Consider the following 23,970-nt stretch of genomic DNA (forward strand, 5'->3'; position numbering starts at 1 on the left):
CCCGGCGCCGGCCCCATGAGCTTCCTAGTCGACGCGGCCGGCCTCACGCTGGCCTTCGTGGCCCGGTTGGTCACGGGGGCGCAGGGGCACTGGAAGGGCTGCCCGCCCAAGGCGGAGCAGCGCATCTACTTCGCCAACCACCAGAGCCACCTGGACTGGGTGCTGATCTGGGCCGCGCTGCCGCTGGACCTGCGGGCCAGCACGCGGCCGATCGCGGCGCGCGACTACTGGACGGCCAGCAAGCTCAAGCACTGGATCACCCGCGAGGTGTTCCACGCCGTCTATGTCGACCGCCAGCGCACCCACGACCAGGACCCGCTGGAGCCGCTGGTCGCCGCGCTGGAACAGGGCGACTCGCTGGTGATCTTTCCGGAAGGCACCCGCGGCGCGAAGGAAGAGCCGGCCGCCTTCAAGAGCGGCCTTTACCACCTGGCCACGCGCTTTCCTGAGGTCAAGCTCATCCCCACCTGGATCGACAACGTGCAGCGGGTGATGCCCAAAGGCGAGGTGGTGCCGGTGCCGGTGCTGTGCACCGTGACCTTCGGCGCCCCGGTGGCACCGATGCTGGGCGAGGACAAGAACGCCTTCCTGGCCCGCGCCCGCGACGCCGTGATCGCGCTGCGCCCACGGGCGGTGTCATGACCCTGCTGCGCAACCTGGGCGTCGACCAGCAGGTCGCCCTGCTCTTCGTCATCGTCTTCGGCCTGCTGATGATGGCCACCGCGGCGGTGGTCGGCTGGTCGCTGCGCCACCCCGAAGCCTCCAACGGCGCCACCGGCCGGCACCTGAAGCGCGACCTGCGCGCGCTGTGGACCGGCGCGGTGCTGTTCTGGCTGGCCTGGGTATGGGGCGCGCTGGGCGCGACGCTGCTGTTCGGCATCGTCTCGTTCCTGGCGCTGCGCGAGTTCATCACGCTGCAGCACACCCGGCGCAGCGACCACCGCAGCCTGATCCTGGCCTTCTTCGTGGTGCTGCCACTGCAGTACCTGATCGTAGGCACCCGGCACTTCGACCTCTTCACCGTGTTCATCCCGGTGTACGTGTTCTTTGCGCTGCCGGTGGTGAGCGCGCTGGCCGGCGACCCCGAGCGCTTCCTGGAACGCAACGCCAAGATCCAGTGGGGCATCGTGGTGTGCGTGTACGGCCTCAGCCATGCGCCGGCGCTGCTGCTGCTGGACTTTCCCAACTACGAGGGGCGCGGCGCCTTCCTGCTGTTCTTCCTGGTGTTCGTGGTGGTCATCGCGCAGCTGGCGCAGGAAGGCGCCAGCCGCTGGCTGCGCCGCCGGCCGGTGGCGCGGCTGATCAGCCGCAGTTTCTCGATGCGGGCCTTGGCGCTGGGCGCGCTGGCGGCGGCGCTGGCGGGTGCACTGCTGTACTGGGCCACGCCCTTCAAGGCAGGCCAGGCGCTGGCCATGGCCTTCATCGCGGCCGGCAGCGGCACCTTCGGCGAATTCGTGATGAAGGCCCTCAAGCGCGACGCCGGGGTGCACCATTGGGGCAACCGCAGCGCCGTCACCGGCGCCGTGGGCCTGCTGGACCGGGTCGCACCCTTGTGCTTCGCCGCCCCGGTTTTCTTCCACTTCGTGCGCTGGTACTTCCACCTTTGACTCGAATCTTAGGCATCGACCCCGGCCTGCAGACCACCGGCTTCGGCGTGATCGACGTCGACGGGCCGCGGCTGGCGTATGTGGCCAGCGGCACGATCAAGACGGCGTCGGCCGACCGCGGCAACCTGCCGGCGCGGCTGAAGATCATCTTCGAAGGGGTGACCGAGGTGATCGCCCGCTACACGCCCGACCAGGCTTCGGTGGAGATCGTGTTCGTCAACGTCAACCCGCAGAGCACGCTGCTGCTGGGCCAGGCGCGCGGCGCGGCGCTGGCGGCGCTGGTGGCGCGCGGCCTGCCGGTGGCCGAGCACACCGCGCTGCAGATGAAGAAGGCCGTGGTGGGCACCGGCTCGGCCCGCAAGGAGCAGGTGCAGGCCATGGTGTCGCGGCTGCTGTCGCTGCCCGGCGTGCCCGGCAAGGACGCCGCCGACGCGCTGGGCCTGGCCATTGCGCAGGCCCATGCCGGCCACTCGCTGGCCGCGCTGGCCCAGGCCACCACGCTGGCGCGCAAGACCCACGCCAGCTACCGCCGCGGCCGCGTCTACTGACCCCCATCCCCTCGCCTACCCACCCGCGGCGGGCTCAGTCCCGCCGGGCCGCCCCAAGGGACTGAGATCCCCCTTGGGGGGACGCGAGCGCAGCGAGCTAGGGGGTCTATAAGTCACTCCACCGTCACCTTCGCATCGCGGATCACCTTGCCCCACTTGGCGGTTTCGGCGGCGATGAACTGCTCGAATTCCTCCGGCGTGCCGCCCACGGGCACGGTGCCCATCTGCTCCAGCCGGGCCTTGACGTCGTCCAGCCGCACGATGCGGGCCACCTCGTCGCTGACGCGGCGCACCACCTCGCGCGGGGTGCCCGCCGGGGCCAGCAGGCCCGCCCAGGTGCTGCCGGTGAAGCCGGCCACGCCCTGCTCGATGAAGGTGGGCACCTCGGGCAGCGCCGGCAGCCGCTTGTCGCTGGCCACGCCGATCAGCCGCACCTTGCCGCTCTTGCCCGGGTTGATCAGGCCCGAGGCTGCGTCCAGGAACAGCTGGATCTGCCCGCCCATCAGGTCGGTGAGCGCCGCCGCCGCGCCGCGGTAGGGGATGTGCACCATGTAGCTGCCGGTCAGCGCCTTCAGGTACTCGGTGCTCAGGTGCGCGGCCGAGCCGTTGCCGCTGGAGCCGAAGCTCACCTTGCCCGGGTTGCGCTTGGCATAGGCCACCAGCTCGGCCGCGGTCTTGAAGGGGGCGTCGTTGTTGACGGCCGCCACCAGCGGCGACAGGCCGATCAGCGACACCGCGGCCAGGTCCTTGCGCGGGTCGTAGGGCAGCTTGGGGTACAGCGTGGTGTTGGCCGCGTAGGCGGCGATCACCACGCCCATGGTGTAGCCGTCGGCCGGCGACTTGGCCACCGCGTCGGTGCCGATGATGCCGTTGGCACCGGCCTTGTTGTCCACCACCACGGTCTGGCCCAGCCGCTCCTGCAGCTTCTGCGCGATCAGGCGGGCGGTGACGTCGGTGAAGCCGCCCGGCGGATACGGCACCACGATGCGGATGGGTTTGGCGGGCCAGCCAGCCGCCTGGCCCCGGGCGAGCGGTGCGCCCAGCAGCGCGGCGCCGCCCAGCAGGCAGCGGTGGAACTGTCGTCGTGAGGTCTTGTGCATGCACCCGATGGTGCGCGCTGGCCGGCCGACCCGCCAGCTGAGGAACCCGGCCGCCGGCTGTCGCATCCGTGACGCAGCCTGCCACCGCAGACGGCAGAAGTTCACAAGCTAGGGATTCTGGGCAATCAGATCGCGCCAGTGCTGTCAAAGTGCGCCCCGACCTGTAACTGCGGTGGGGTCCGCACAGGCATTTCAAGACAACGAGGAGTGATCACATGAAACCCACCATCGCCGAATTCTTCGGCACCTTCTGGCTGGTATTGGGCGGCTGCGGCAGCGCCGTGTTGGCCGCGGCATTTCCTGAAGTGGGCATCGGCCTGCACGGCGTGTCGCTGGCCTTCGGCCTGACGGTGCTGACCATGGCTTACGCCATCGGCCACATCTCGGGCTGCCACCTCAACCCGGCCGTGTCCATCGGGCTGTGGGTGGGTGGGCGCTTCGACACCGGCCGCCTGGTGCCCTACATCGTGGCCCAGGTGGCCGGTGCGGTGGCCGCCGGTGGCGTGCTGTACCTGATCGCCAGCGGCAAGCCGGGCTTCGAGCTGGGCGGCTTTGCCTCCAACGGCTACGGCGCACACTCGCCCGGCCAGTACACGCTGATGGCGGCGCTGGTGTGCGAGGTGGTGCTGACCGCCTTCTTCCTGTTCGTGATCATGGGCGCCACCGACAGCCGCGCGCCGGCCGGCTTCGCGCCGATCGCCATCGGCCTGTGCCTGACGCTGATCCACCTGATCAGCATCCCGGTGACCAACACCTCGGTGAACCCGGCCCGCTCCACCGGCGTGGCGGTGTTCGTCGGCGGCTGGGCCATCGAGCAGCTGTGGCTGTTCTGGGTGGCGCCCATCGTCGGCGCCATCATCGGCGCGCTGGCCTACCGCTCGGTGGCCAGCCAGGACTGAGTTTCAGGGGGTGACCGGCGGTGCCGGCACCCCGGGCGGGAAGATCAGGCGCTCGGCGATCAGCACCGCGAAGAAGCCGAGCGACGCGATCAAGGTCCATTTCATGATCAACCAGCCGCGCTGCCGCCAGCGCGGGTCGCGGCTGGTGGCATACAGCACGAAGCAGACGACGCTGGCCAGGGCCAGCAGTCCGATCAACACCCGGAAGAACGCCATCGTGCGTCAGGCCATTCGCGCTACCAGGCCGGGGCCAGCTCGGCAAAGCCGGCCGGGGCCTGCTTCTCGTCGCTGAAGGTGACGATCTCCCAGGCGCTGGTGTCGGCCATCAGCTTGCGCAGCAGCTTGTTGTTGAGCGCATGGCCACCCTTGAACGACGTGTAGCTGGCCAGCATCGGCTTGCCCGCCATGTACAGGTCGCCGATGGCGTCCAGGATCTTGTGCTTGGCGATCTCGTCGTCGTAGCGCAGGCCGTCGGCATTGAGCAGCTCACGGTCGCCGAAGACGATGGCATTGTCCATGTTGCCGCCCAGCGTGAGGCCGCGCGAGCGCATCACGTCCACGTCCTTCGCGAAGCCGATGGTGCGGGCCCGCGCGATCTCGCGCTTGTACTGGCCGCTGCCCATCTCGAAGGTCACGCGCTGGCCGGTGGCGTCCACCGCCGGGTGGTTGAACTCGATCTCGAAGGTGAGGCGGTAGCCGTGGTGCGGCTCCAGCCGCGCCCACTTCAGCGCGGCGCCCTCGCCTTCGCGCAGCTCCACTGGCTTGAGCACGCGGATGAAGCGCTTGGGCGCGTCCTGCATCACGATGCCCGCGCTTTGCAGCAGGAACACGAAGCTGGCCGCCGAGCCGTCGAGGATGGGCACCTCGTCGGCGGTGATGTCGATGATGAGGTTGTCCAGCCCCAGGCCGCAGCAGGCGGACATCAGGTGCTCCACGGTCTGCACCTTGGGCGCGCCGGGGTCGCCGCCGGCCGAGATGGTGGAGGCCATGCGGGTGTCGCTCACCGCCTCGGCCGACACCGGAATGTCCACCGGCTGCGGCAGGTCGATGCGGCGGAACACGATGCCGTGATCGGCCGGCGCCGGCCGCAACGTCAGCTCGACCTTGCGGCCGCTGTGCACGCCCACGCCCACGGCGCGGGTGATGGACTGGAGGGTACGTTGGCGCAGCATGGCGCGATTGTCGGGGATGTGGGGCGGTACCGGACTCGCCGGGGTCTTGCGCGACATCGGCGCGCAGCTCCTACAGCGTGAGGATGCCGGCCGCGCGCGGCACGGCTGCAATGCGGCGGGTCAACACCTCTGGAGGAGCCCCCGATGACCTCGCCCAACCGACGCACTGCCCTCTCCCCCTTCACCGCCCTGGCCTTGCTGGCGCTGCAGGCCCCGGCATCGGCCGTCGTCTCGACGCCGCCGCTCGACTACTGGGCCTACAACAACACCTACGGCAGCGTCTACATCGATACGTCCAGTCCCGCGCTGGGCGACTTCACGGCCAACTTCGACCTCGGTCGACAGTACAGGTCCTGGGACTACACCACCGGCACGCTGGCGCCGGTGACGACGCAGGTCGACATCCAGACCAATGCCTCGCCCGCAGGGGCCGACCCGCTGTATGACCTGGTGACCAGCGGCGGGCAGTACGGCTTTGCCTTCAACGGCATCGCATCGGCCACGCCCGGCGGCCTGCACACCCAGATGACGGTGCGCAGCACCGACATCAACGGCGTCGCAGTGCCGGGCTCGCCCAATGCCCGCCTGTTCGGCTACGCCAGCGCCCATGTCAGCGAGCAGTACCTGATCACCTCTTCGACGCGCCCGGCCGGCAGCTACGGCGCGCTGCTGGTCGGCATCACGCTCGAGGGCAGCTTCGCGAACACCGAACTGGGCAGTGCCTACACCTCGCTGTATGCCTCTGCCCAGTTCACCGACTCGAGCGACGTCAATTTCGAGAGTTCCTTCCAGGTCACGGCCAGCGACACCGCTTGGTCGCAGCCCTGGACCGGCAGCCAGACCGTCTACAAGAAGCTGCTGTTCCAGTACGGCACGCCGTTCTCGCTCTCGCTCGATCAGTGGACCAGCGTCTACGACAACGGCACGGCCGACTTCTCGCACACCGGGCAGATCTCGTCGATCGAGATCCCGTTCGCCAGCACGCTGCAAACCGGCGCCATGCAGCAAGGCCTGGGCACGCTGGACTCGTTGTACGGCCACGTCTTCAACTCGGCCACGGCCGATGCGCAGAACACCAATTGGGACTTCGGCAACAACGGCGGCGGGTTCACGCCGCCGGTGCCCGAGCCCGCCACCTATGCGCTGATGTTGGGCGGCCTGGCCGCGGTGGCGCTGCTGGCGCGGCGCCGGCTGCCGCGGCGCTAGTTCAGGCCAGCGCCTGCTCGAAGTCGGCGATCAGGTCGCGCTCGTCTTCCAGGCCCACCGACAGGCGGATCATGCCGTCGGCGATGCCCATGTCGGCGCGCACGGCGGCGCCGGCTTCCCAGAAGATGGTGGGCGCCACCGGGATGATCAGGCTGCGGGTGTCGGCCAGGCCGGTGGCGCTGACGGGCAGGCGCAGCTTGTCGATCACCGGCACCAGACGCTGCGGGTCGGCCAGCTCGAAGCTCAGCAGCCACGAGCCCGACTTGAAGTAGCGCCTGGCCGCCGCATGCTGCGGATGGTTTTCCAGCATCGGGTAGTGCACCTGGGCGACGGCCGGATGCGCCTGCAGCCAGCGGGCCAGCGCCAGCGCGGTGGCGCTGGTGCGGTCGCAGCGCAGCTCCAGCGTCTCGGCCCCCACCAGGATGCGGTGCGCATGGTCGGACGACAGCGCGCCGCCCATGTCGCGCAGGCCCTTCTTGCGGATCTGCGTCAGGCCCCACTGTCTGGCGTCGCCGCTGCGGTAGCTGGCGAAGATGTTGGGGTAGCCCTGCCAGTCGAACAGGCCCGTGTCGGTGACCGTGCCGCCCAGCGCATCGCCATGGCCGGCGATGGACTTGGTGAGCGCATTGATCACCAGGCTGGCGCCCACGCTCTTGGGCTGGAACAGGTAGGGCGAGGTGACGGTGTTGTCCACCACGTACACGATGCCGCGCTCACGGCACAGCTGGCCGATGGCTGCCAGATCGGGGATGCGGGTGCCGGGGTTGGAGATCGTCTCGACGAACACCAGGCGCGTGTTGGGCTGCAGCGCCGCTTCCACGTGGGCCACGCTGCCGGTGTCGACCTTGGTGCTCTGGATGCCCAGGTCGGCCAGCGTGCCGAGCAGGCTGTTGGTGTTGCCGAAGACGAACTTGCTGGACACCACATGGTCCCCGGCGCGCAGCAGCGTCAGGAAGGTGGCGGTGATGGCCGCCATGCCGGTGGCAAAGCTCACGCTGCCCACGCCGCCTTCCATGCGGGTGATCAGCGCTTCCAGCGCAGCAGTGGTGGGCGTGCCCTGGCGGGCGTAGTTGAAGCCGCCCTTGATGCGGCCCTGGAACACACCGATCAGGTCTTCCACTTTCTGGAAGCCGTACTGCACCGAGGTGTGGATCGGCATATGCACCGCCCCATGCTCGGCGCCAGCGTCCTGGGCCGCATGCACGGTGCGGGTGGTGAAACCGTAGTCGCTCATGTCATGTTCTCGTGTGCCACCGGGGTGGCGGCATCAAGCCACATTTTGAACGACGACAGACCACCCCGCGGCCACCGCCCGGCCGCTCCGAAGGCGGCCGCGGCAACCCGCTCGGCGGGTGGGCCCGCGTACCCGCGGGACCGGGTGCCTCATGCCGGCGGCCGCGGCAACCCGCCCGGCGGGTGGTCCCGCGTACCCGCGGGACCGGGTGCCCCGTTCAATCCGCCTGCTTGCGCAGGAACGCCGGGATCTCGATCTCGTCCATGCCGTTGCTGGCCAGCGCGTCCACCTTGGCGGCGGCCTGCGTGCGGCCATTGCGCCACACGCTGGGGGTGCTCAGCTGGCTGTAGTCGTGCTGCATCGGCGCGCCGCCCAGGCCGCCCACGCTCATGGGCTGGGCCACGTTGTTGAGGATGGGCAGGTTGTCGGTGCCGGTGCGCAGCACGGGCGCGCTGTGCACCACGCTGATCGGGGCCTGCTGGCGGCGGGCCGGCGACAGGCCGGTGGCGATCACCGTCACGCGCAGCTGGTCGCCCAGGCTGTCGTCGTAGGCGGTGCCGTAGATCACGTGCGCATCTTCCGCGGCATAGCGGCGGATGGTGTTCATCGCGTTGCGGCTTTCGGCCAGCTTGAAGGTGTTCTTGCTCGCGGCAATCAGCACCAGCACGCCCTTGGCGCCCGACAGGTCGATGCCTTCCAGCAGCGGGCAGGCCACGGCCTGCTCGGCGGCCTTGGTGGCGCGGTCGGGGCCGCCGGCCTGGGCGGTGCCCATCATGGCCTTGCCCGGCTCGCTCATCACGGTCTTGACGTCTTCGAAGTCGACGTTCACCAGGCCCGGCACATGGATGATGTCGCTGATGCCGCCCACGGCGTTGCGCAGCACATCGTTGGCATGGGCGAAGGCTTCTTCCTGGGTGATGTCGTCGCCCAGCACTTCCAGCAGCTTCTCGTTCAGCACCACGATCAGCGAGTCGACGTTGGCTTCCAGCTCGGCGATGCCTTCGTCGGCGGCCTTCAGGCGGCGGTTGCCTTCGAACTCGAAGGGCTTGGTCACCACGCCCACGGTCAGGATGCCCATCTCCTTGGCCACGCGCGCGATCACCGGCGCGGCGCCGGTGCCGGTGCCGCCGCCCATGCCGGCGGTGATGAACAGCATGTGCGCGCCATCGATGGCGGCACGGATGCGGTCCACCGCTTCTTCGGCCGCGGCCTTGCCGGCAGCCGGCTTGGCACCAGCGCCCAGGCCGGTGGTGCCCAGCTGGATGACGCTGTTCGCGCTGCTGCGGCTGAGCGCCTGCGCGTCCGTGTTGGCGCAGACGAAGTCCACGCCCTGAACGCCCTTGGCGATCATGTGATCGACAGCGTTGCCGCCGCCGCCACCGACGCCGATCACGCGAATTTGAGTGCCTTGGTCGAATTCTTCGATCATTTCGATGGCCATTGTTGACTCCTTGCCTAGCAGTTGCCGTTGATTCATATCAGCGCTCGTGGCGCCCTACCTGTGCGAAGCCTCAAACGGGCTTCTTCTACTAAAACACCCCAAAAAACCAGTCCTTGACGCGGCCGAACAGCGTCTCCACCGAGCCGGCCTGTGCAGCCGCCTTGTGGCCCCGCGCACGCCCCAGCCGCGCTTCCTCCAACAACCCCATCACCGTCGCCGAGCGCGGGTTGGCCACCATGTCGTGCAGCGCTCCGCTGTACGTGGGCAGGCCCTTGCGCACCGGCTTCAGGAAAATGTCTTCGCCCAGTTCCACCATGCCCGGCATCACCGCCGAGCCGCCGGTGATGACGATGCCGCTGGACAGCAGCTCTTCGTAGCCGCTGTCGCGGATGACCTGGTGCACCAGCGAGAAGATCTCTTCGACGCGCGGCTCGATGACGCCCGACAGCGCTTGTCTGGACAACATGCGCGGCGCCCGGTCGCCCAGGCCCGGCACTTCCAGGTTCTCGCTCGGGTCGGCCAGCAGCTGCTTGGCCACGCCGTACTCGACCTTGATCTCTTCCGCGTCCTTGGTGGGCGTGCGCAGCGCCATCGCGATGTCGCTGGTGATCAGATCGCCCGCGATCGGGATCACCGCCGTGTGGCGGATGGCACCGTCGGTGAAGATGGCCACGTCGGTGGTGCCGGCGCCGATGTCCACCAGCGCCACGCCCAGGTCCTTCTCGTCCTCGGTCAGCACCGCATGGCTGGAAGCGCTGGGGTTGAGCACCAGCAGGTTCACTTCCAGGCCGCAGCGGCGCACGCACTTGATGATGTTCTCGGCCGCGCTCTGCGCGCCGGTGGCGATGTGCACCTTGACCTCGAGGCGGCCGCCGCTCATGCCGATCGGCTCCTTGACCTCATGGCCGTCGATCACGAATTCCTGCGGCTCCACCAGGAGCAGCCGCTGGTCGTTGGGGATGTTGATGGCCTTGGCCGTCTCCACCACCCGGGTCACGTCCACCGGCGTCACTTCCTTGTCGCGCACGATCACCATGCCGGTGGAGTTCTGCCCCCGGATGTGGCTGCCGGTGATGCCGGTGTACACGCTGGTGATCTTGCAGTCGGCCATCATCTCGGCCTCCTTCAAGGCCTGCTGGATGCTTTGCACCGTGGCGTCGATGTTGACCACCACGCCGCGCTTGAGGCCGTGCGACGAGGCCACCCCCAGGCCTGCCACGCGCAGTTCACCGCTGGGCAGCACCTCGGCCACCACGGCCATCACCTTGGCGGTGCCGATGTCGAGCCCGACGACGAGATCCTTGTATTCCTTGGCCATCTGTGTGTCCTGATGTCTTTAGCGTTGCCGTGCGGCCGCGGGACGCGGCGCAGGCTTGTTTCGCACCGGCGGGGGCGGGGTCAGCAGCGTGCTCACGCCCTGGATGCGCAGCGCATAGGCATCGTTGTGCCGAAGATCGGCGTACTGCAGCGCCCGGCCCGGGTACTGGGCCATCACCTGCGGCAGCGTGCGCACGAAGCGTTCGGTGCGCTGCACCAGCACGTCGTCGGTGCCGCGGCCGATCTCGATGGTGGCGCCGTTGTCCAGCTCGGCGGTGAAGGAGCCGCGGCGCGACTGGCGCAGCGTCTCGACCTCGGCCTCCAGCGGCGCCAGCGCCGGCTGCAGCCGGCGGTAAAGCGCCAGCATCTGCGCAGCGCTGCCTTCGGGGCCGGCCAACGTGGGCAGGCCCTCCTCCTCCACGTCACCCAGGTTGGCCTCGAAGACCTCGCCCTGCAGGTTGACCAGGCGCTCGTCGCCGTTGTCGTCTTCCCAGTAGGCGGCGGCCTGGTGCTCGGTGAGCGTGACGGCCAGCCGGTTGGGCCACACCCGGCGCACGATGGCCTGGCGCACCCAGGGCACCGTCTCGAAGGCCGCGCGTGCGGCGGCCAGGTTGATGGTGAAGAAGTTGCCCTGCAGCTGCGGCGCGGCATTGGCGCGGATGGCGGCCACGCTGCTGCGGCTCATCTCGCCATCGACCACGATGCCGCGCAGCGCGAACACCGGCAGCCGGGCCACCCAGGCCACCGCCGCCGCGGCCAGCACCAGCGCCGCGAGCACGAACACGGTGTTGGCCACCGCGTTGGTCAGCCGCACGTCGTTGGGCAGGGCCATGTTCATGCGTTCACGCATCCGAAGTCGGGCGGGTGGAATCCAGCCGGGCACCGGCCAGCAGGTGCAGGCACAGCTGCTCGTAGCTGATGCCGGCCGCACGTGCCGACATCGGCACCAGCGAGTGGCCGGTCATGCCGGGGGAGGTGTTCATCTCCAGCAGGAAGGGCTTGCGGTCGCTGGCGCGCACCATCAGGTCGGCACGGCCCCAGCCGCGGCAGCCCAGCGTGCGGTAGGCCTGCACCACGATGCGCTGGATCTCGCGCTCCTCGGCCTCGGGCAGGCCGCTGGGCACCAGGTAGTGCACGTCGTCGGTGAAGTACTTGTTCTGGTAGTCGTAAGCGCCTTCGGGCGCCACGATGCGGATGACCGGCAGCGCCTGCGCGCCGACGCCTTCGCCCAGCACCGGGCAGGTGACTTCTTCGCCCTCGATGAACTCTTCGCACAGCACTTCGGGGTCGTAGCCGGCGGCCAGCTGCACCGCTTCCTGCATCTGCGAATAGCCCTGCACCTTGGTCACGCCGATGGACGAGCCTTCGTGCGGCGGCTTGACGATCAGCGGCAGGCCGAGGTCGTCGGGCACGGTGCGGATGCGCTCGCGCGTCTGCTCGCCCGGCGTCAGGCAGGCGTAGCGCGGCGTGGGCAGGCCTTCGGCCAGCCAGATGCGCTTGGTCATCACCTTGTCCATCGCCACCGCCGAGGCCATGACGCCCGAGCCGGTGTACGGAATGCCCAGTAGCTCCAGCGCGCCCTGCACCGTGCCGTCTTCGCCATGGCGGCCGTGCAGCGCGATGAACACACGCTCAAAGCCTTCGTGCTTGAGCGCCGCCAGCTCGCGCTGCGCGGGGTCGAAGGCATAGGCGTCCACGCCCTGGCTCTTCAGCGCATTCAGCACGCCGGTGCCCGACATCAGCGACACCTCGCGCTCGGCCGAGCTGCCGCCCATCAGCACCGCGGTCTTGCCCAGGGCCTTGGCGTCGATCTTCATGTCGCTGCTCATGCCGGCACCCCCAGCAGGTCGACCACCTTGGCCGGCACCGCGCCGATGCTGCCGGCGCCCATCGCGATCACCACGTCGCCGCCACGCGCCTGCTTGGCGATGGTGGCGGGCAGTTCGTTGATGTCGTCCACGAACACCGGGTCGACCTGGCCGGCCACGCGCAGCGCGCGCGCCAGCGCGCGGCCGTCGGCGGCCACGATGGGTGCTTCACCCGCGGCATACACCTCGGTCAGCAGCACGGCGTCGGCGGTGCCCAGCACCTTGACGAAGTCTTCGAAGCAGTCGCGGGTGCGGGTGTAGCGGTGCGGCTGGAAAGCCAGCACCAGCCGGCGGCCCGGGAAGGCGCCGCGCGCGGCCGCCACCACCGCGGCCATTTCCACCGGGTGGTGGCCGTAGTCGTCGATCAGCGTGAACTCACCGCCTTCCGCCGCCGGCAGCTCGCCGTAGCGCTGGAAGCGCCGGCCCACGCCACCGAAGGCCGCCAGTGCGCGCACGATGGGCTCGTCGGGCAGCTCCAGCTCGGTGGCCACGGCCACCGCGGCCAGCGCATTGCGCACGTTGTGCTCGCCGGGCAGGTTGAGGGTGATGTCCAGGTCGGGCATGCGCACGCCGTTGCGGCGCTGCGCGGTAAAGCGCATCTGGCCGCCGGGCAGCGCCTGCACGTTCACCGCGCGGATCTGCACGTCTTCCTGGAAGCCGTAGGTGACCACCGGGCGCGAGACCATCGGGATGACCGAGCGCACGCCCGGGTCGTCGGCGCAGACGATGGCCGCGCCGTAGAAGGGCATGCGGTGCAGGAAGTCGACGAAGGCCGTCTTCAGCTTGGCGAAGTCGTGGCCGTAGGTGTCCATGTGGTCGGCATCGATGTTGGTGATGACCGACAGGATGGGCGACAGGTTGAGGAAGGAGGCGTCCGACTCGTCGGCCTCCACCACGATGTACTCGCCCGAGCCCAGACGCGAGTTGGCGCCGGCGCTGTTGAGGCGGCCACCGATCACGAAGGTGGGGTCGATGCCGGCCTCGGCCAGCACGCTGGTAACCAGCGAGGTGGTGGTGGTCTTGCCGTGGGTGCCTGCGATGGCAATGCCTTTGCGCAGGCGCATCAGCTCGGCCAGCATCACCGCACGCGGCACCACCGGCACGCGGTGGGTGCGGGCGGCGATGACCTCGGGGTTGCTGCCCTGCACCGCGGTGCTGATGACCACGGCCTCGGCGCCGGCGATGTTGGCCGCGTCGTGGCCCACGGCCACACGGATGCCCAGTGCCGCCAGCCGGCGCACCACGGCGCTGTCGTTCTGGTCGGAGCCGGAGACGGTGTAGCCCAGGTTGTGCAGCACCTCGGCGATCCCGCTCATGCCGGACCCGCCAATACCAACAAAATGAATGTGCTTGACCGCGTGTTTCATGGCTTGATCAGCCTCTCTATCTCGTCTGCCACACGCGCGGCGGCCCGGGGGCGCGCCAGGGTGTGGGCTTTTTCTGCCATGGCCAGCAGGGCCGTGCGGTCGGTGGCCTGGAACAGCTCGGCCAGCTTCTGGGGCGTCAGCTCGGCCTGCGGCAGGTGCTGGGCCGCGCCGTGCTGCGCCATGAACATCGCGTTGTCGCGCTGGTGCGAGGTGGTGCTGACGATCAGCGGCACCAGCACGCTGGGCACGCCGGCGGCGCACAGCTCGCTCACCGTCACCGCACCGGCGCGGCACACCACCAGGTCGCACTCGGCCAACCGGCGCGACATGTCCTCAATGAAGGGCAGCACCTCGGCCTGCACCCGCGCCTCGGCATAAGCCGCGCGCACCGATTCCACATGCGCCGCGCCGGTCTGGTGGATGACCACCGGCCGCTGGTCGGCCTCGATCAGCGCCAGCGCCGCCGGCAACGCCTGGTTGAGCACGCGGGCGCCCAGGCTGCCGCCCAGCACCAGCACGCGCAGCGGGCCGCTGCGGCCGGCAAAGCGCTGCGCGGGCACCGGCAGCGCCTCGATCTCGGCGCGCACCGGGTTGCCGGTGACCACCGAACGGCGGGTGCGGGCCGCATCGGCGCCGTCGAAGCCGAAGGCCACGCGGTCGGCGAAGGGCAGCAGGCCCTTGTTGGACAGCAGCAGCGCCGCATCGGCATTGACCAGCACCAGCGGCTTGCGCATCAGGCCGGCCACCAGCCCACCCGGGAAGCAGACGTAGCCGCCCATGCCCAGCACCGCATCGGCACTGCGGCGGCGCAGGATGCTCAAGCTCTCGGCGAAAGAGCCGATGAGCTTGAAGACACCCTTGACCGCATGCACTGCGCCCTTGCCGCGCAGGCCGGCAAAGCCCAGCCGGTCGATGGTGATGCCGGCGGCGGGCACCAGCGTGTTCTCCATGCCGGCGGGCGTGCCCATCCAGCTCACGGTCCAGCCGCGGGCCTGCATCTCGCGTGCGACCGCGATGCCGGGGATGATGTGACCGCCGGTGCCGGCGGCCATGATGACCAGATGAGTCATTGGAGCACCCTCCCGCTGCGCGGGATCCCTCCGAGAGGGACGGAGTGCCGCCTCCGGAGCGGCCGAGCGGCGGCACTCATGGTCGGCCCCCTCGCATCAGTGCGCGGTTTTCCATGTCGGTGCGCAGCACGATGGCCAGCGCCACCAGGTTCATCACGATGGCCGAGCCGCCATAGCTCATCAGCGGCAGCGTCAGGCCCTTGGTGGGCAGCAGGCCCAGGTTCACGCCCATGTTGATGAAGGACTGGCCGCCCATCCAGATGCCGATGCCCTGCACCATCAGGCCGGCGAACACGCGGTCCAGCGCGATGGCCTGGCGGCCGATGTGGAAGATGCGGCGGGTGAGCCAGAAGAACGCGGCCACCACGCACAGCACGCCCACCAGGCCCAGCTCTTCGCCCACCACCGCCAGCAAAAAGTCGGTGTGAGCCTCGGGCAGGTAGTGCAGCTTTTCCAGGCTGCCGCCCAGCCCCTGGCCGAACAGCTCGCCGCGGCCGAAGGCGATCAGCGAATGGGTGAGCTGGTAGGCCTTGCCCTGCGCATAGTCGGGGTTCCAGGGGTCCAGGTAGGCGAAGATGCGCTGGCGCCGGAACTCGCTGAACACGATCATCAGCACGAAGGCGCCCACCAGCACCGCCACGCTGAGGAAGAACATGCGGCCGTTGACGCCGCCCAGGAACAGGATGCCCAGCGCCACCGCGGCGATGACCATGAAGGCGCCCATGTCGGGCTCGGCCAGCAGCAGGATGCCCACCACGGCCAGCGCCACCGCCATCGGCGTGACGGCGCGGAAGAAGTTCTCCCGCGCATCCATCTTGCGCACCATGTAGCTGGCCGCGTACATCGCGATGCCCAGCTTGGCCAGCTCGCTGGGCTGGAAGTTCATGATGCCCAGCGGAATCCAGCGCCGCGCACCGTTGACGCCCTTGCCCACGCCGGGAATCAGCACCGCCACCAGCAGCACCAGGGCCGCCACGAAGATCCAGGGCGCCCACTTCTCCCAGTCGCTGAGCGGAATCTGCAGCACCAGCACGGCCACCACGAAAGCCAGGAAGATGGAGATGATGTGCCGGGTGAGGAAGTGCGTGGACGCATAACGCGCAAAGCGCGGGTTGTCCGGCAGCGCCACCGAGGCCGAATACACCATCACCAGGCCCAGGGCCAGCAGGGCCACCACCACCCAGATCAGCGCCTGGTCGATGCCCTGCACCGCGGTGGGCCGCGACGAGCTGGGCACCCAGTCGCGCACCGGCACGCGGTGGCTGCCGTCGTCCTCGGGCTTGCGGCCGAAGGGCAGGCGCAGCTGCGCGAGCCGGCTGCGCAGGCCGCCCAGGGTGGAAGTCATGTGGTCGGCGGCAGCCATCAGACGTGCTCCCCGTGTTCGGCCGCCAGGGCCTGCACCGCCTGCACGAAGACCTCGGCGCGGTGGGCGTAGTTGCGGAACATGTCCAGGCTGGCGCAGGCGGGGCTGAGCAGCACCGCATCGCCGGCCTGGGCCTGCTCGAAGCTCCAGGCCACGGCCTGGGGCAGCGTGTCGTGGTGGCGCAGCGGCAGCTCGCCCAGCGGCAGGCCGCTGCGCTCGGCTTCTTCGGCCAGCGCATCGGCGATGCGCTGCGCATCACGGCCGATCAGCGCCACCGCGCGGCCATGGCGGGCCAGCGGCGCGGCCAGCGGCCGGAAGTCCTGGCCCTTGCCGTCGCCCCCCAGGATGGCCACCAGCTTGCCGGGCGCCTTGTCGGCCCCCAGGCCCAGCAGCGCGGCCACGGTGGCGCCCACGTTGGTGCCCTTGCTGTCGTCGAAAGCTTCCACGCCGTGGACGGTGGCGACGAACTCCACGCGGTGCGGCTCGCCGCGGTACTCGCGCAGGCCGTGCAGCATCGGCGCCAGCGGGCAGCCGATGGCCGAGGCCAGCGCCAGCGCGGCCAGCGCATTGGCGGCGTTGTGGCGGCCACGGATGCGCAGCGCATCGGCCGGCATCAGCCGCTGCAGGTGGATCTCGGGCGCTTCACCCTTGCGGCGCTTTTCGGTGGGGTCGGCTTCCAGCGCACGCACCAGCCAGGCGATGCCGTTCTCGGTCACCAGGCCGAAGTCGCCGGGCTCGCGCGGGGCATCGAGGCCGAAGCGCACGGCCTTGCGGGCCACGGTGCGTGGCTGCTTGCCCTTGGCCGCCTTGAAGGGCTTGCCGGTGGCGGCATTCACCTCGGGCAGCGGCGCGGGCACCAGGCCTTCGACGGCCGGGTCGTCGCGGTTGACCACCAGCAGCGCCTGCTCGCCCCAGATGCGGGCCTTGGCCTGGCCATAAGCGCGCATGTCGCCGTGCCAGTCCAGGTGGTCCTGGCTGAGGTTGAGGATGGCGGCCGCGCTGGGCTCGAAGCCGCGCACGCCATCGAGCTGGAAGCTGGACAGCTCCAGCACCCAGACCTCGGGCAGCACCTGGAACACCGGGGCGGCCGGCGGCGGCGGGGCCAGCACCAGCGGCGCGTCGTCGGGCAGCGGGGCGGCTTCGGCCTGCACGTCGCGTTCGGCCTCGGCGGCCGGGGCGTCGTCTTCGGCGGTGGCCACGTCGGCAGCAGCGGGCTCCGCGGTGGCGGCCGGCGTGTCGACTTCGACGGTTGCTTCGGCGGCCACTGCGGGTGCGGCTTCAGCCTCGTCCGCCGGCTCAGGCTCAGGCTCCTGCGCCAGCGCGGCGGCCAGGGTGTCCAGCATCGTCGGGCCGATGTTGCCGGCCACGGCCACGCGCTTGTCGCAGCGCTCCACCAGCAGCGCGGTGAGCGCGGTGGTGGTCGTCTTGCCGTTGGTGCCGGTGATGGCCAGCACCTGCGGCGCATAGCCGCGGCTTTGCTTCAGCTCGGCCAGCGCGCGGGCGAACAGGTCCAGCTCACCCTGCACCGGAATGCCCGCAGCGCGGGCTTCTTCCAGCAGCGGGCGGATGCGCTCGTCCAGCGGCGACAGGCCCGGGCTCTTGAGCACCAGTTCCACGCCCTGCAGCGCGGTGGCGGCTTCCAACGGGCCGGTGGTCAGCTGCACCTGCGGCAGCTCGGCGCGCAGCGTGGCGGCCTGCGGCGGCGCCTCGCGCGAGTCCCACACCCGCACATGCGCGCCGTGCGAAGCGCACCAGCGCACCATGGCCAGGCCGGATTCACCCAGGCCCAGCACCAGCAGGTGGCGGTTGTTCAGGTGGTCCATGGTCAACGCAGCTTCAGGCTGGCCAGGCCGATCAGGCACAGCAGCATGGTGATGATCCAGAAGCGCACGACGACCTGCGTCTCGCGCCAGCCGCTCTTCTCGAAGTGGTGGTGCAGCGGCGCCATCTTCAGGATGCGCCGGCCTTCGCCATACCGCTTCTTGGTGTACTTGAACCAGGTGACCTGGGCCATGACCGACAGCGCCTCGGCCACGAACACGCCGCCCATGATGGCCAGCACGATTTCCTGCCGGGTGATGACGGCGATGGTGCCCAGCGCGCCGCCCAGCGCCAGCGCGCCCACGTCGCCCATGAACACCTGCGCCGGGTGGGCGTTGAACCACAGGAAGGCCAGGCCCGCGCCCGCCATCGCGGCGCAGAAGATCATCAGCTCGCCCGAGCCGGGGATGTAGGGGAACAGCAGGTACTTGGAGTACACCGAGCTGCCCACCACGTACGAGAACACGCCCAGCGCCGAGCCCACCAGCACCACCGGCATGATGGCCAGGCCATCGAGCCCGTCGGTCAGGTTGACGGCATTGCTGCTGCCCACGATGACCAGGTAGGTGAGGATGATGAAGCCCCACAGGCCCAGCGGATAGCTCACCGTCTTGAAGAACGGAACCATCAGGTCGGCATTGGGCGGCAGGTCGCTGAAGCCGCTTTGCACCCACTGCAGGAACAGCTCCAGCACCCGCAGGTTGGAGGTCTCGGACACGCTGAAGGCCAGGTACACCGCGGCCACCAGGCCGATGAGCGACTGCCAGAAGTACTTCTCGCGCGAGGCCATGCCCTCGGGGTTCTTCTGCACCACCTTGCGCCAGTCGTCGGCCCAGCCGATGGCGCCGAAGCCGAAGGTCACCAGCATCACGATCCAGACGAAGCGGTTGCTCCAGTCGAACCACAGCAGCGTGGACACGCCGATGCCGATGAGGATGAGCACGCCGCCCATGGTGGGCGTGCCGCTCTTGGCCAGGTGCGTCTGCATGCCGTAGCCGCGGATCGGCTGGCCGATCTTCAGCGCGGTCAGGCGGCGGATCACCCATGGCCCGAAGGCCAGGCCGATCAGCAGCGAGGTCATCGCGGCCAGCACCGCCCGGAAGGTGAGGTACTGGAACACCCGCAGGAAGCCCAGTTCTTCGGGGTACAGGCCTTGCAGCCATTGGGCCAGGCTAAGCAGCATGGGCGCCTCCGGCGTTCTGCAGGGCGGCGACCACCCGTTCCATGCGCATGAAGCGCGAGCCCTTGACAGCCACCGCGCCCAGCGCAGGCAGCTCGGGCAGGGCGGCGATCATGGCGTCCACGGTGTCGAAGTGGCGGGCGTTGGCATGGGCCTTGGCCGCCTCCACACTGGCGGCACCGGCGGCCCACAGCAGCTCGATGCCCTGGGCCTGCGCATGGGCGCCCACTTCGGCATGGAACTCGGGACCGCGGTCGCCCACCTCGCCCATGTCGCCCATCAGCAGCGCACGCGGCGCGGCCAGCGTGGCCAGCACGTCGATGGCGGCGCGCATGGAGTCGGGGTTGGCGTTGTAGGTGTCGTCGATCAGCACCAGCGGCTGGCCGCGGTGCACCGCCTGCTTGAGCTGCGAGCGGCCCTTGACCGGCGCAAAGCCCTGCAGCCCCTGCACGATGGCGTCCAGCGGCGCACCGGCGGCCAGCGCACAGGCAGCGGCGGCCAGCGCATTGCGCACGTTGTGCTCGCCGGCCACGGGCAGCGTCAGGCTGGCGGGGCCGGCCGGGGTGTGCAGCGTCAGGGCCCAGTGCGTGCCCATCCACAGCGCTTCACAGGTGACGTCGGCGTGGCCCTGGCGCGCGAAGGTGAGGTGCGGCCGGCTGCCGGCCAGCGCCAGCCACAGCGGCGCATGGGCGTCGTCGGCCGGGAACACGGCCACGCCGGTGGGGCCCAGGGCCTCGATGGCGCTGCCGTTCTCGCGCGCCACGGCTTCCACCGTGGCCATGAATTCCTGGTGCTCACGCTGGGCGTTGTTGACCAGCGCCACCGTGGGCGCGGCGATGCGCGCCAGCAGCGCGATCTCGCCCGGGTGGTTCATGCCCAGTTCCACCACGCCGGCGCGGTGCCAGCGCTGGGGGTTCTGGCGCAGGCGCAGCAGGGTCAGCGGCACGCCGATGTGGTTGTTGTAGTTGCCTTCGGTGGCCAGCGCATCGTCGCCCAGCCAGGCACGCAGGATGGCCGCGATCATCTGCGTGACCGTGGTCTTGCCGTTGCTGCCGGTGACGGCGATCAGCGGCAGGTCGTGCTTGCGGCGCCAGGCCGCGGCCAGGAATTCCAGCGCGCGCTGCACGTCGGGCACCTGCAGCCCGGGCAGGCCGGCGGCCTGCAGGCCGTGCTCGGCCAGCGCGGCCACGGCGCCGGCCTGCCGCGCCTGCGGCAGGAAGTCGTGCGCGTCGAAGCGCTCGCCGCGCAGCGCGACGAAGAAGTCGCCCGCCAGCAGCGTGCGAGTGTCGCTGTGCACGCGGTGCACCGGCGTGGCGGCATCGCCCACCAGCTGCGCATCGGGCAGCAGGCTGGCCAGCTCGCCCAGGGTGGTCATGGGGGTGCCGCTCATGCGCCCTGCCCTCCACCGCCGGCGATGTCGCGCGCCTGGCGCGCGGCCAGCGCCGCCATCGCCTCGGCCGCGTCGGAGAACGGATGTTTCACACCCTGGATCTCCTGGTAGTCCTCATGGCCCTTGCCGGCCAGCAGGATCACGTCGTTGGGGCCGGCGCTGTTCACCGCCTCGGTGATGGCGGCGCGGCGGTCGGCGATCACGGTGGCGTCCACATGGCCACGCTCGATGCCGGCGGCGATCTGCGCCAGGATGGCCTCGGGGTCTTCACCGCGCGGGTTGTCGCTGGTGAGCAGCACGCGCTGCGCCAGCCGGGCCGCGATGGCGCCCATCTGCGGCCGCTTGGTGGCGTCGCGGTTGCCACCGCAGCCGAACACGCACAGCAGCTGGCCGCCGCGCGCCTGCGCAAAGGGGCGCAGCGCCAGCAGCGCCTTTTCCAGCGCGTCGGGCGTGTGGGCGTAGTCGACCACCAGCTCGGGCAGCGGGGTTTGCGAGGCCACTTGAACCCGTTGCATGCGGCCCGGCACGGGGGTGAAGTAAGGCACCACGCTGCATGCGTCGTGCAACGAGATACCCAGCGCACGCAGCCCGCCGATGACCACCAGCAGGTTGTGCACGTTGAAGTCGCCGATCAGCGTGCTGCGCACCACGGCGCCGCGGTCGCCTTCGATCACCTCGAAGGCCAGGCCGCCGTCGGCGTAGCCGATGTTCTGCGCCCGCAGCCGCGCCGTCTGCATCGCCGAGACGGTCCAGCGCTCGGCCGCCAGCGGCTCGCGCGCCAGTTGCTGGCCCTGCGGATCATCGATGTTGATGACCGCGGACTTCAGGCCCGGCCAGTCGAACAGCGCGCGCTTGGCGGCCCAGTAGGCCTCCATCGAGCCGTGGTAGTCGAGGTGGTCCTGGGTGAAGTTGGTGAACAGCGCCACCCGGATGCGCAGGCCGTTGAGCCGATGCTCGGTGATGCCGATGGACGAGGCCTCGATCGCGCAGGCATGCACGCCGCCGGTGTGGAAGTCGCGCAGCGCGCGGTGCAGCGTCACCGGGTCGGGCGTGGTCAGGCCGGTGAAGGTGATGTTGCCGGCCTGTGCATCGCTGCGCTGGCCGTCGCCGGTGGCGGGCAGCGGCAGCGGCGGCTCGCCGATGCCCAGCGTGCCGATGACGCCGCAGCGCCGGCCCAGCATGGCCAGGGCCTGCGCCGTCCACCAGGCGGTGGAGGTCTTGCCGTTGGTGCCGGTGGTGGCCACGACGTCCATCTGCGCACTGGGATGGTCGAAGAACGCGTCGGCGATGGGGCCGGTGGCGGCCTTGAGATGCGGCAGCGAGGCGATGCGGGCGTTGTCGAACGCGAAGGCTTCCACGCCCTCGTGCTCGACCAGGCAGGTGGCGGCGCCGGCCACCAGGGCCGAGCGTGCGAACTGCCGGCCGTCGGTGGCATAGCCGGGCCAGGCGATGAAGGCATCGCCGGGCTGCACCTGGCGGCTGTCGGCGCGCAAGGTGCCGGTCACCCACTCGCGCAGCCAGCGGGCCGCGGCGTCGGGGGATTTGAGGCGGGTCAGGGACACTTAGAAACTTTCCTGTGCGGCCGGGATGTCACGGGTGACGATCTGCGGCTGCACCTCGATGTCGGGCGGCACGTTCATCATGCGCAGCGTGTTCTGCACCACCTGGCTGAACACGGGCGCGGCCACGGTGCCGCCGAAATATTGGCCATTGCTGGGTTCGTCCACCATCACGGCCACCACGATGCGGGGCTTGCTGATGGGCGCGATGCCGACGAACCACGCGCGGTACTTGTTGCCGGAGTAAGAGCGGCCCTCCTGCTTGTGGGCGGTGCCGGTCTTGCCGCCCACGGAGTAGCCCACTGCCTGCGCCTGCGGCGCGGTGCCGCCCTTGAGCGACACGCTGTGCAGCATCTCGCGCATGGTGCGGGCCACCTCGGGCGTGAACACCTGCGTGCCCTGCACCGCATGCTCCTGCTTGAGCATGGTCACCGGCGCCAGGTCGCCATCACGCGCGAACACGGTGTAGGCCCGCGCCAGCTGGAACAGCGAGGCCGACAGGCCATAGCCGTAGCTCATGGTGGCCTGCTCGATAGGGCGCCAGGTCTTCCAGGGGCGCAGGCGGCCGGTCACGGCGCCGGGAAAGCGCAGCTGGGGCTTTTGCCCCAGGCCGACGGCGGTGAAGACGTCCCACATCTCCTTGCGGTCCATCTGCATCGCCATCTTCACGGTGCCGACGTTGCTGGACTTCTGGATCACCTCGCTGACCGTCAGCACGCCGTAGGCGTGCGAGTCGCTGATGGTGCTGCCGGTGATGGTGATGCGGCCCGGCGCCACGTTGATCGGCGTGTCGGGCGTGACACGCTTGGTCTGCAGCGCCCACGACACCACCAGCGGTTTCATCGTGGAGCCGGGCTCGAAGGTGTCGGTCAGCGCGCGGTTGCGCAGCTGCGCGCCGGTGAGCCGGCGGCGGTCGGCGGGGTCGAAGCTGGGGTAGTTGGCCAGCGCCAGCACCTCGCCGGTCTGCGCGTCCAGCACCACCACGCTGCCGGCCTTGGCCTTGTGCTCGGCCACCGCGTCGCGGATGCGCTGGTAGGCGAAGAACTGCACCTTGGAATCGACCGACAGCTGGATGTCCTGGCCGTTGGCCGCGTCCACCTGCTGGCCCATGTCCTCGACCACGCGGCCCAGGCGGTCCTTGACCACCTCGCGCGAGCCGTTGCGGCCCTTCAGCTCGCTCTCGAAGGCCAGTTCGATGCCTTCCTGGCCCACGTCTTCCAGGTTGGTGAAGCCGACCAGGTGCGCCGCAGCCTCCCCCTCGGGGTACTTGCGGCGGTACTCGTTGACCTCGTACACGCCTTCGATCTTGAGGGCGCGGATCTTCTTCCACAGCTCGTCGTCCACCTGGCGCTTGAGCCAGGCGAAGCGGCTGCCGTCGTCCAGCTTCTTGTCCAGCTCGGACGGCGGCATCTCCAGCAGGCGCGCCAGCTCACGCCGCTGGTCGGGCGTGGCCTTGACGTCGCGCGGGATGGCCCAGATGGACGGCACCGAGACGCTGGTGGCCAGCAGCAGGCCGTTGCGGTCGAGGATGCGGCCGCGGCTGGCGCGCAGCTCCAGCGTGTGGGCGTAGCGCTTCTCGCCTTCGCTCAGATAGAACTCGGTGCCGATGGCCTGGATGTACACCGCGCGGCCCACCAGCATGCAAAAGCCCAGGCCCACCAGGGCCACGATGAACTTGCTGCGGCCGGGCGGCGTCTTGGCCGCCAGCAGCGGGCTTTGTGCATACGACAGGCTGCGCACGCTGGCCGCGGCGCGGCGGCGGTCACCGCCGTCCTTGGGCGCCTTGGGCCGCTTGGTCATGTGGGCGCCGCCGGACGGTGCCTTCTTG

Annotated in this window: 20 protein-coding genes and 1 pseudogene; 5 read left to right on the forward strand and 16 right to left on the reverse strand. The window is 69.9% G+C overall.

Annotation, left to right across the window (positions count from 1 at the left end; all coding sequences use genetic code 11):
- Positions 1 to 15 precede the first annotated feature (15 nt).
- From MW290_RS28845 to ruvC, 3 genes are read left to right on the forward strand one after another with little or no spacing between them, the layout of a single operon-like run.
- Positions 16 to 642 carry a lysophospholipid acyltransferase family protein gene (locus MW290_RS28845; protein WP_250197792.1) on the forward strand — a complete coding sequence of 209 codons (627 nt, stop codon included), beginning with the start codon at positions 16 to 18 and terminating at the stop codon, positions 640 to 642.
- A complete protein-coding gene (locus tag MW290_RS28850; RefSeq protein WP_250197793.1) occupies positions 639 to 1,607 on the forward strand; it encodes a phosphatidate cytidylyltransferase in 969 nt (322 codons plus the stop codon). Before MW290_RS28845 ends, MW290_RS28850 begins: the two co-directional genes overlap by 4 nt.
- On the forward strand, positions 1,604 to 2,155 hold the full coding sequence (ruvC, locus tag MW290_RS28855; RefSeq protein WP_250197794.1) for a crossover junction endodeoxyribonuclease RuvC: 552 nt from the start codon (positions 1,604 to 1,606) through the stop codon (positions 2,153 to 2,155). The genes MW290_RS28850 and ruvC overlap by 4 nt, the downstream gene beginning before the upstream one ends.
- Before the next feature lie 113 nt (positions 2,156 to 2,268).
- Here ruvC and MW290_RS28860 read toward each other — a convergent pair whose 3' ends face one another.
- Positions 2,269 to 3,255, reverse strand: coding sequence for a tripartite tricarboxylate transporter substrate binding protein (locus MW290_RS28860; protein ID WP_250197795.1), 987 nt, complete (start codon positions 3,253 to 3,255; stop codon positions 2,269 to 2,271).
- Between the two features lie 167 nt (positions 3,256 to 3,422).
- On the opposite strand from MW290_RS28860, the gene aqpZ reads away from it, so the two are divergent.
- The gene (gene aqpZ / locus MW290_RS28865; protein ID WP_259373511.1) at positions 3,423 to 4,154 is read left to right on the forward strand and encodes an aquaporin Z; all 732 of its coding nucleotides are present in this window, start codon (positions 3,423 to 3,425) and stop codon (positions 4,152 to 4,154) included.
- A gap of 3 nt (positions 4,155 to 4,157) precedes the next feature.
- On the opposite strand, the gene MW290_RS28870 is transcribed toward aqpZ, so the two are convergent.
- Together MW290_RS28870 and lpxC are read right to left on the reverse strand one after the other, a co-directional pair.
- On the reverse strand, positions 4,158 to 4,355 hold the full coding sequence (locus MW290_RS28870) for a hypothetical protein (RefSeq protein WP_310740134.1): 198 nt from the start codon (positions 4,353 to 4,355) through the stop codon (positions 4,158 to 4,160).
- Positions 4,356 to 4,390: 35 nt separating this feature from the next.
- On the reverse strand, positions 4,391 to 5,326 hold the full coding sequence (lpxC, locus tag MW290_RS28875) for a UDP-3-O-acyl-N-acetylglucosamine deacetylase (protein ID WP_250197798.1): 936 nt from the start codon (positions 5,324 to 5,326) through the stop codon (positions 4,391 to 4,393).
- Positions 5,327 to 6,442: 1,116 nt separating this feature from the next.
- On the opposite strand from lpxC, the pseudogene MW290_RS33350 reads away from it, so the two are divergent.
- Positions 6,443 to 6,532 (forward strand): annotated as a pseudogene (locus MW290_RS33350) (PEPxxWA-CTERM sorting domain-containing protein); the annotation flags it as partial.
- A gap of 1 nt (position 6,533) precedes the next feature.
- Here the strand turns inward: MW290_RS33350 and MW290_RS28885 are convergent.
- The 13 genes from MW290_RS28885 to MW290_RS28945 form a co-directional block, all read right to left on the reverse strand.
- Positions 6,534 to 7,766 carry a cystathionine gamma-synthase family protein gene (locus MW290_RS28885; RefSeq protein WP_250197800.1) on the reverse strand — a complete coding sequence of 411 codons (1,233 nt, stop codon included), beginning with the start codon at positions 7,764 to 7,766 and terminating at the stop codon, positions 6,534 to 6,536.
- A 217-nt stretch (positions 7,767 to 7,983) separates the two neighbouring features.
- The gene (gene ftsZ, locus MW290_RS28890) at positions 7,984 to 9,207 is read right to left on the reverse strand and encodes a cell division protein FtsZ (RefSeq protein WP_250197801.1); all 1,224 of its coding nucleotides are present in this window, start codon (positions 9,205 to 9,207) and stop codon (positions 7,984 to 7,986) included.
- 88 nt (positions 9,208 to 9,295) lie between these two features.
- The gene (gene ftsA / locus MW290_RS28895; RefSeq protein WP_046111041.1) at positions 9,296 to 10,525 is read right to left on the reverse strand and encodes a cell division protein FtsA; all 1,230 of its coding nucleotides are present in this window, start codon (positions 10,523 to 10,525) and stop codon (positions 9,296 to 9,298) included.
- 18 nt (positions 10,526 to 10,543) lie between these two features.
- Positions 10,544 to 11,362: a cell division protein FtsQ/DivIB gene (locus MW290_RS28900; RefSeq protein WP_250197802.1), complete on the reverse strand. Its 819-nt coding sequence runs from the start codon at positions 11,360 to 11,362 to the stop codon at positions 10,544 to 10,546.
- A gap of 4 nt (positions 11,363 to 11,366) precedes the next feature.
- Entirely contained in the window at positions 11,367 to 12,341 is a 975-nt protein-coding gene (locus tag MW290_RS28905) for a D-alanine--D-alanine ligase (RefSeq protein WP_375142894.1), read from the reverse strand.
- A gap of 8 nt (positions 12,342 to 12,349) precedes the next feature.
- Positions 12,350 to 13,759 (reverse strand): UDP-N-acetylmuramate--L-alanine ligase, encoded by a 1,410-nt coding sequence (murC, locus tag MW290_RS28910; protein ID WP_250197804.1) that lies wholly within the window; start codon positions 13,757 to 13,759, stop codon positions 12,350 to 12,352.
- Positions 13,756 to 14,829, reverse strand: coding sequence for an undecaprenyldiphospho-muramoylpentapeptide beta-N-acetylglucosaminyltransferase (gene murG, locus MW290_RS28915; RefSeq protein WP_250197805.1), 1,074 nt, complete (start codon positions 14,827 to 14,829; stop codon positions 13,756 to 13,758). The genes murC and murG overlap by 4 nt, the downstream gene beginning before the upstream one ends.
- A 76-nt stretch (positions 14,830 to 14,905) precedes the next feature.
- The gene (gene ftsW, locus MW290_RS28920; protein WP_250197806.1) at positions 14,906 to 16,192 is read right to left on the reverse strand and encodes a putative lipid II flippase FtsW; all 1,287 of its coding nucleotides are present in this window, start codon (positions 16,190 to 16,192) and stop codon (positions 14,906 to 14,908) included.
- A complete protein-coding gene (locus tag MW290_RS28925) occupies positions 16,192 to 18,015 on the reverse strand; it encodes a Mur ligase family protein (protein WP_250197807.1) in 1,824 nt (607 codons plus the stop codon). The genes ftsW and MW290_RS28925 overlap by 1 nt, the downstream gene beginning before the upstream one ends.
- 2 nt (positions 18,016 to 18,017) lie before the next feature.
- On the reverse strand, positions 18,018 to 19,196 hold the full coding sequence (mraY, locus tag MW290_RS28930; protein ID WP_250197808.1) for a phospho-N-acetylmuramoyl-pentapeptide-transferase: 1,179 nt from the start codon (positions 19,194 to 19,196) through the stop codon (positions 18,018 to 18,020).
- Complete coding sequence (locus MW290_RS28935; protein ID WP_250197809.1) at positions 19,186 to 20,583, reverse strand: UDP-N-acetylmuramoyl-tripeptide--D-alanyl-D-alanine ligase; 1,398 nt, start codon at positions 20,581 to 20,583, stop codon at positions 19,186 to 19,188. Before MW290_RS28935 ends, mraY begins: the two co-directional genes overlap by 11 nt.
- On the reverse strand, positions 20,580 to 22,145 hold the full coding sequence (locus MW290_RS28940) for a UDP-N-acetylmuramoyl-L-alanyl-D-glutamate--2,6-diaminopimelate ligase (RefSeq protein ID WP_250197810.1): 1,566 nt from the start codon (positions 22,143 to 22,145) through the stop codon (positions 20,580 to 20,582). Before MW290_RS28940 ends, MW290_RS28935 begins: the two co-directional genes overlap by 4 nt.
- Positions 22,146 to 23,942, reverse strand: a complete 1,797-nt coding sequence (locus tag MW290_RS28945; RefSeq protein ID WP_250200126.1) for a peptidoglycan D,D-transpeptidase FtsI family protein — start codon at positions 23,940 to 23,942, stop codon at positions 22,146 to 22,148.
- Positions 23,943 to 23,970 lie beyond the last annotated feature (28 nt).

The organism is Aquincola tertiaricarbonis (genome assembly GCF_023573145.1).
Classification (GTDB): domain Bacteria; phylum Pseudomonadota; class Gammaproteobacteria; order Burkholderiales; family Burkholderiaceae_C; genus Aquincola; species Aquincola tertiaricarbonis_B.